General features: G+C 35.1%; 5 protein-coding genes. 1 reads left to right on the forward strand and 4 read right to left on the reverse strand.

Annotated features, from left to right (window positions below; translation table 11 throughout):
- Positions 1–139: 139 nt before the first annotated feature.
- The 3 genes from BFL47_RS18790 to BFL47_RS18800 all read right to left on the reverse strand — a co-directional run bounded on the left by BFL47_RS18790 (position 140) and on the right by BFL47_RS18800 (position 1,764).
- Complete coding sequence (locus BFL47_RS18790; protein WP_069661332.1) at positions 140–448, reverse strand: helix-turn-helix domain-containing protein; 309 nt, start codon at positions 446–448, stop codon at positions 140–142.
- Between the two features lie 361 nt (positions 449–809).
- A complete protein-coding gene (locus tag BFL47_RS19900; RefSeq protein ID WP_069661333.1) occupies positions 810–1,040 on the reverse strand; it encodes a hypothetical protein in 231 nt (76 codons plus the stop codon).
- Positions 1,041–1,095: 55 nt separating this feature from the next.
- A complete protein-coding gene (locus BFL47_RS18800) occupies positions 1,096–1,764 on the reverse strand; it encodes a hypothetical protein (protein ID WP_069661334.1) in 669 nt (222 codons plus the stop codon).
- 705 nt (positions 1,765–2,469) lie between these two features.
- Between BFL47_RS18800 and BFL47_RS18810 the strand changes: the two genes are divergently transcribed.
- A complete protein-coding gene (locus tag BFL47_RS18810; protein WP_069661336.1) occupies positions 2,470–2,904 on the forward strand; it encodes a tetratricopeptide repeat protein in 435 nt (144 codons plus the stop codon).
- 41 nt (positions 2,905–2,945) lie between these two features.
- Here the strand turns inward: BFL47_RS18810 and BFL47_RS18815 are convergent, their stop codons facing one another.
- Complete coding sequence (locus tag BFL47_RS18815; protein WP_069661337.1) at positions 2,946–5,165, reverse strand: S41 family peptidase; 2,220 nt, start codon at positions 5,163–5,165, stop codon at positions 2,946–2,948.
- Between the last annotated feature and the right edge of the window lie 454 nt (positions 5,166–5,619).

The raw sequence follows: 5,619 nt of genomic DNA on the forward strand, positions 1-5,619 counted from the left end.
GGAGATATTTCCATGCCCTTTTGAATGAATGTATTGGCATATTCAAAATAAATAACGTGGTCGCGTATGGCCAGTCGCCCCACAGCCTGAATTTCTGAACCAAAGTCTAAGCCAACCCTCAATTCTATAATTGGTTGTGTCATTTTTTACGCCCTCTTTTTCTGGATATGGTATCTGTATCTTTCAATACCTCATCTATTGACGTAAAATTAGGCTTTGATGGTTTCAATACCTCGATTATTTCTTCTATGCCACCAGTAACCATCAGGAGCTTCAAAAACGATCCTATGGAGATTGCACCTTTCTGCTCAAATTTGCGCAGCGTTGCAAGGGGCACCCCTGAGCGTTCTGCCAAACCTTCCTGGGTTAACTCCATGGATAGTCGTCTGGCTCGAATACTATCAGCTATTTTTAACTGAGCTTTTGACGGTGATATAAGTGATATCATTATAGCAGTAATCGTTTAATATAGTCAATACTAATACTATAGTATCACAAACTTAATCATTTGAATTATAAAAAGCTAATTTTTTCGTAACTGTAACGGTTAAAACAAATTCATGAAATGCCTATTCTTACAATGTCTAAAAAACTACCGTTTTTTGAGTATAATCATCTTTCAACACACATCTGTAACGGTTAAAACGAATTCGTGAATTTGGCCAAAACGAATTCATAAAAAGCCCATTCCTTACATAGTATTATATACAAGTCCTTCTATAACATTTATCCTCATTTTCTGGTAAACCTTAAGGATGGCTTAGAACTAACTCATCTATAATGGGTCTATATTACATAAATTTGTTGGTTCACTTTAACAACTGTATGTCTTTGCCGTCTACAAACACCTTAAAATCATCTAACCACAATTTTCCTTTTCCAATTAATATTCCACTAACACATATTTTTTTTCCTTCCGGTTGTATTGGTAATTTTAAAGAGTACAATTTCCAACTTCTTGATCCATCAATGGCCCTGTTTGTCATATTATCAAACTCCAATACTTCGGATAAATTAAAGAAAGGTACAAAATCGGTCACGACTTCGCTGTAGCAATTATCTCGGGACTCTTATAAATAAATGATTCAAGCGATCTTACCTTACAAATTCTGTGGGGTTTACATTAAACGTTCTTACTAACGTATCAGTTAAGTTTTCAGGTGTTATTTTTTCTTTATAAGAAAACACATTCACCCCATCTGTGTATCTGAAATATATAGTATTTGGGCGATTAGGAATTAATTTAAGAATTAACGTCGTGTCAGCCCTGACTTTATCTAGTAAATGACTGGATAGAGTCCAATACGGGATGAAATCGGACTGTGTGAAAACACCCAGAGGGGGCTTTGGATTTTCAGAATATATTACTCTGGCTTTTAAAAAGGATGCTTGATAGGCCGTAACGTTCATCACATTATTAGAACCTATTATTAAGTTTTTTTCGGGGACATATTGGTAATAATAATTACTACTCAACTTAAAATTCGCTATATAGGCCCCGGCCGATACTGACGATTTGAAACTTAATGAGTAATTTCCACTTTTATCGGTTGTCACCGAGTCAACAAGTTTATGTCGTATCATGTGCGACTTAAATAAATCATTGGTTTGCCTGTACTCCCAAACGTATACTTTACCATCACTAATAGGAAGGCTAGAGTAAGCCTCCACCATAGTTCCACTTAAAGTTGTAAGTGTGTTATCCTTTTTACAACTGATGAAAATAAGACATATAAAGTAGATCAACCAGAATTTATGTTTCATTTTATCAATATCTCATTATTTAAAATCTCTATTGAATATCCCTTATTATTAAGGTCAGCACCATTTGTGAAATACCCAAACGATTTTTCAACCATCTTTCCATCAGCTATGACAACCTCGGCTCTGTATGAACCATCGCCCTCTATTTTAAAAGAAGATAAATTGATAACTTCTGTCTCCTTCTTATTAATGGCGAGATTAGATAACCTAGTGACGTCAATGAAGTTAAAGCGGTGAAAAATCACACCACTTTGTTGTAGTACATCTGTTAACTCATCAAATATATCAGAAGTAGGGGTAAATTAAAGAAAAATACAAAAATTACCACGAATTGGCTGTAGCATTTTTTCTTGGGAGTCGATATTATTAAGCATACTCTAAAATAAAAAATCCTATTGCGCCCAAGTTTATATCACAAAACCCTCGTTAATTGATAACATATTGTGAGCAAAGTTTCATGTGTAACGGTTAAAACTAATTCATGAATTTGGCCAAAACGAATTCAGGAAAAGTCTATTCTTACATTGTCTAAAAAACGCCTAATTATTTGAGTTCTGCAACAGCCAAGAGGGTATAATCAGAATTTGAAACTGTGTCTTAATGTCGAAGATTTAATTGATGATGTTAGATTAATGCTTGGTTAAAATGTGTTAAATAATTGATATATAGAAAAATGAAGTATAAATTACTTACAAAGGTCAGCAAATGAAATTCATACCGGTCACAACTCTTCTTCTCTTAGTCATGTTTCAATTCTCAGTAATTGCGCAAGACATGAATCAATTTCACAAACTTCGAAAGGCAGCTGAGGGTTTTGCGAATACTAACGAATTAGATAAATCAGAAGCAACGTATTTGAAGGCCATTAAGATTTATAACCATGATCCTATTACTTATAAAGGTCTTGCCTCTCTTTATTTGAAAATGAACAAATTAAAAGAATCTGATGCATTCATAAAGCTGGCGATAAATAACGGTGCAGATATATCTATGTTGCTAGCTGAAACAAACATATCTGCATATTTAGAATTGCACCCTGAACACTACAATTTATATAATGACTTACACAAGCAGTATAAAATATCCCAGCAAATTCAAGATAAGAAAAGATGGGTAGATTATTTAACAACAACATTTTAGACTGCTAGAATACCAGAGCATCAGTAAGATGCGATGACGGTTTATTTTACTGCCTCAATAAGTGCTGCTTCAAAAACTTCATCCCTTTGTTGCATAATCCCTTTTATTGTTCGCTCGACTTTTATATCAGGCACTATCCCAATCAGATGGTGTTTACTTCCGTCATTATTTGTCACCAAAGACCCGGAAAAAGACATGGAATAACGTCCTGGTAAATAAATAGTATTGATATTTCCGTTGGTACCTGCGGTTGCACTTCCTACTAAAGTGCCAAGATTAAAATCTTTTACTACTCCCAAGAACGACTCGGAATAGCTCATTGCACTTGCATCTGTTAGAAAGAAGACTTTCCCCTTATAACGCTTTTCTACGGGGTTAACTACAACGCTATCTGTTTGATAATTTACTTGCGTATAATCAGGGTAGATGATCTTTGGCGTATGAAATGGCCGTGATACTATCTTTTTATTGGTAAGATGAGAAATGATTGGATAAATGTCTGCTTGTGGATAGCCTCTTAAGTCAAATATTATAGCCTTAGCACCTATAAGTTTATCTTCAAAGCGATTGACCTGATCAATGATTGAATCTGCTGAAAGGTTAAAATAGTAGATATTTGGTTGAACCAGCCCGTTCTTCCTTGGTATTTGCCGATACGATCCGTTTCTATATTCGACACCTGGTAACGTTCTTTTGAGTTTTAGCGATACTCGTTTTCCTTTGTGATTTATGATCAATTCTTGAAATGTGTTTTTGGGACCATTTGTAAGCGTAAAAAGGGCCTTATGCTCTTTCCATTGCCTAGAACCGGAAATGGTATTTTCTAATAAGCTCAGAAAAGAATTGGACGGACTACCGTCTATTGATTCAACGAGATCTCCAGGAGCGATAATGTTATTAAGTGAGCTATCTAATATGGAACTTAGGACTATCTTGTTTTCGGCTTTGCTAAAAATCAAGGGTACTGAAGCGTCGCCTTCCTGATTTGTAGGATCAGTGAGATTGGCAAAAACGTGCCCATCATTCAGTTTTTCTCCCATAATTTTTAACGTTTGGTAAAAATCTAAGGCAGCCTTATCGGTAAAGGCCTTTAGGAAAGAGTCGCGGAGCATTTTTTCAGGAGTAGTTTTAGCATCTTCCCAATAAGGAAAGAAGTGTCTCAAAACATTCCATGCAATCACGATATCTCCTAAGCGGAATTCGAGTAAGCTTCCTCTTGAACCCCCTGTATATGCACTTGGAATTGCTCGTTCAATATCTCTTAGCAGTCGATTAAGTTTGATGGAATCCCCTTCAGGGTAAGTATGTTGCGTATTACTATAAACAGTTAAAGGGAGAACGCATGTTATTCCAGGAACCAGTTCTTTCTTTAGAATATCTGATGTTTTAGGAATCTCGGTAAATACTGGCGTAGCGAACTTCAGGCTCGTTACTTTAAAGTAGAATCTTGATGTAGAAGGGTTTGAAAAAGGGTCCGGAACTTGAGCAAGAGAGTTGTTTACTTCTATTTGTTTACCGTTATCGTTTATAAACAATTGGATATTGTCAAGAGATATGGGAGACGTTGGATTGAAAACTACTCCCAGAACTGTATTTTGTATTGAGGGAATCTTTCCTCCGAAGTTAAAGGTTCTTTTGCTTTGATCAATGTAAAATATTGAACTTATATTCCTTAAGGAGCTGTTATCACTTGATTGCTGTTCTATCTTTAAAGTAGGAGCGTTGATCGTAGTATCACCTTTCATGTTAATTTTGAATGTAAAAGTCTTCCCTGCATAGTTTTGACTATTACGCATTAGAAATAGTGGAATAAACTGATCTGATTCCCGTTCATCAACGGTGGGCGGCCTGTTTAGTCGTACACTTTTATATAGTGTATTAAACCCAGGTAGTTTCACTCCTAAGTGTTGCCAACAAGCAACTTTAAAAGAATCTGGTTGTAAAGGAGTATAGTCAGCAACCGGGAGTATAATTTTAGTTTTCGATGAACTAATTCTTAATAAGGGAGCTATAGGGACAAAAAGGGAATTTAAGGTATTTAATAATTCCTGATCATTTTTAGCGTTTAAAACCTTTTTCGCACCATAGATAGCAAAATTGTTCCAGTCTATTTTCTGGGCTTCGTCTGAAGGATGAAAGAATCGAACATACCCGTATAGTTTACAGAAAGCATTAAGGTTTCTTTCTGCTCTTTCATTGAACTGACCGAAGGCATTCTGGAAAAACAAAGTTAGGCATAAAAAGGTAAATGAAAATTTCATTGGTCAACGATTTTTACTGATAAATAACTGTGTAGGTTAGTGTTTAAGTATTAACTAAAATAACACTTTTTTTTTTAAAGTTGAAAGCTTTGAATAGATTTATCATCCTGATAACTTAGCCTAATGTTGGGGTAAATTAAAGAAAAGTACAAAATTTACCACGACCTTGCTATAGAATTTTTTCTTGAAAGTCTCCTTGAATATTTAATTCTCAGCGATTAGGTTTAAATGCATTAAGGCATTGAAGTCGAATATTTATAGTCTTTACCTTCTGAAAGTCACATTCACCTACCAAATTGATAAGCAGTGTGGATGCACGAACGATATTTTTAAAAAGATTATTTCCCCCGAGAAGATGTGTGTTGGCTGAATTAGGCTATACGAACTTTTAACCAAGGACTCTTTAAACTCATATATTGCTATTCATTGTTGTCCGATAAAAATAAACGGACTA

This window comes from Arcticibacter eurypsychrophilus (assembly GCF_001730525.1).
Lineage (GTDB): Bacteria > Bacteroidota > Bacteroidia > Sphingobacteriales > Sphingobacteriaceae > Arcticibacter > Arcticibacter eurypsychrophilus.